The following is a 2,016-nucleotide window of genomic DNA, read 5'->3' as shown; positions in this document are numbered from 1 at the left end:
CTGCTCAACAAGGGCAAGTCGGAGAAGGAAACATATCACGTCGAGTTCGATCTCTCCGCGAGCAAGCTCGACTACGTAGTCGGCGATTCCTTCGGCGTGTTCGCGCGCAACGAGCTCGGCCTCGTCGACCAGGTCATCGCACTGCTCGGCGCCTCCCACACCACTGAGGTCAACGGCAAGACGCTGCGTGAAGTGCTGATCGACGACGTCTCGCTGTCACCGGCGCCCGACACGCTGTTCGAGCTGATCTCCTTCATCACCGGCGGCGCGGCGCGTGAGAAGGCGCGGGCGCTGGCGCAGGGCGAAGATCCCGATGGCGATGCCGCGACGATGGACGTCATGGCAGCACTGCAGAAATTCTCCGGCACGCGGCCCCATCCGGAGGCCTTCGTCGAGGCGCTGGAGCCGCTGCAACCGCGGCTCTACTCGATCTCGTCGTCGCACAATGCCACGCCCGGTAAGCTGTCGCTGACGGTGGACTCCGTGCGTTACGTCATCGGCAAGCGCAGGCGCCTCGGGGTTGCCTCGACCTTCCTCGGCGAGCGCATCAAGGAGGGCGAGAAGCTTAAGGTCTATGTGCAGAAGGCGCACAATTTCGGCCTGCCGCAGGACCCGAAGACGCCGATCATCATGATCGGCCCCGGCACCGGTATCGCGCCGTTCCGCGCCTTCCTGCTCGACCGCAAGGCGACGGGCGCACCGGGCAAGAACTGGCTGTTTTTCGGCCATCAGCGCAGCGATTGCGATTTCTTCTACCAGGACGAGCTCAACGCCATGAAGACATCAGGCGTGCTCACGCGCCTGTCGCTGGCCTGGTCGCGCGACGGCGAGAAGAAGTTCTACGTGCAGGACCGCATGCGCGAAGTCGGCCGCGAATTGTGGACCTGGCTCGCCGAAGGTGCGCATCTCTACATCTGCGGCGACGCCAAGCGCATGGCCAAGGACGTCGAACGTGCGCTGGTCGACATTGTCGCCCAGTTCGGCGCGCGTTCGACGGATGAGGCCGTCAGCTTCATCGCCGAGCTCAAGAGGTCCGGCCGCTTCCAGGCCGACGTGTACTGACCGTCGCACCATCGTCATTCGCGGTTCCGGCTGTCTCGGATTTTAGCGAATGAGGTTCTCCGGAACCAGCCGATGGAGAGAAAATGCATCTGCGATCGGGCTTCCCGGAAGAAGCTCATCGCTATTTCTCGGGGCATCTTGCCTCCCGCCCTGGTTGATCCTTCATACTTCCGCAAATGGGGCGTTGGAGATCGACCATGCGCGAACTATCGGCGGAAGCCAGGCTGCACCTCTACGCCCGTTCGCTCTCGCGGCGGACCGGGGCGAGCCTGCATCACGTCGCGATGTACAGCGCGTTTGCGGTGATCGCGGCGATCGTGTTCGGGACGCTCTCGGTGCATCCGTTCTGATGTGGCTGCGTAGGGTGGGTTAGCCGAAGGCGTAACCCACCAACTTCACACCGCATTCCCTGAGGCGTGGCGGATTACGCTCCGCTAATCCACCCTACGACGCGTCACCCGTGCTTGAACGGCGCGACCGCGATCCCCGAATCCTTCAACGCCTGCCGTACCCCGCGCGCGATCTCGACCGCGCCGGGCGTGTCGCCATGGATGCACACCGTATCCGTGCGCATCTTGATGATTTTGCCCGTCACCGACACCACCGCGCCGTCCTGCACCATGCGCACCACGCGGTCGGCGATCGCCTTGGGATCGTGCAGCACCGCGCCCGGCTTCTTGCGCGAGACGAGATTGCCGTCGTCCTCATAGGCGCGGTCGGCGAACACCTCGTGCACCATCGGCAAATTGGCGTCTTCACCGGCCTTCACCAGCTTCGAATTGGCGAGCACGACGAAGATCAGGCTGGGATCCACCGCCTTGATGCCGGCGGCGATCGCCTTCGCGGTCATGTCGTCCTCGCAGGCGACGTTGGAGAGCGCGCCATGCGCCTTCACATGCGTCACCTTGTGGCCGGCCGCGGTCGCGATCGCCTGCAACGCGCCGATCTGGTAGG

General features: G+C 64.1%; 3 protein-coding genes. 2 read left to right on the top strand and 1 reads right to left on the bottom strand.

What is annotated here, in order from left to right; translation table 11 throughout:
* Both JHD07_RS15310 and JHD07_RS15305 read left to right on the top strand, forming a co-directional pair.
* A partial coding sequence (locus tag JHD07_RS15310; protein WP_291623574.1) for a sulfite reductase subunit alpha occupies positions 1-1,062 on the top strand: 1,062 nt, incomplete at its 5' end.
* Positions 1,063-1,259: 197 nt separating this feature from the next.
* Complete coding sequence (locus JHD07_RS15305) at positions 1,260-1,412, top strand: hypothetical protein (protein WP_291623572.1); 153 nt, start codon at positions 1,260-1,262, stop codon at positions 1,410-1,412.
* A 104-nt stretch (positions 1,413-1,516) separates the two neighbouring features.
* Here JHD07_RS15305 and JHD07_RS15300 read toward each other — a convergent pair.
* Positions 1,517-2,016 (bottom strand): 5-oxoprolinase subunit PxpA (locus JHD07_RS15300; RefSeq protein ID WP_291623570.1); only part of this gene is annotated, 500 nt, incomplete at its 5' end.

The sequence above is a fragment of the Bradyrhizobium sp. genome (assembly GCF_016462955.1).
Taxonomy (GTDB): domain Bacteria; phylum Pseudomonadota; class Alphaproteobacteria; order Rhizobiales; family Xanthobacteraceae; genus Bradyrhizobium.
Note: the sequence above shows the minus strand (reverse complement) of the source record. Positions and strands in the feature narration are given on the sequence as shown.

Coding starts and splice junctions, on each gene's coding strand:
- JHD07_RS15305 (WP_291623572.1), top strand. CDS start 1,260: ATGCGCGAACTATCGGCGGAAGCCAGGCTGCACCTCTACGCCCGTTCG.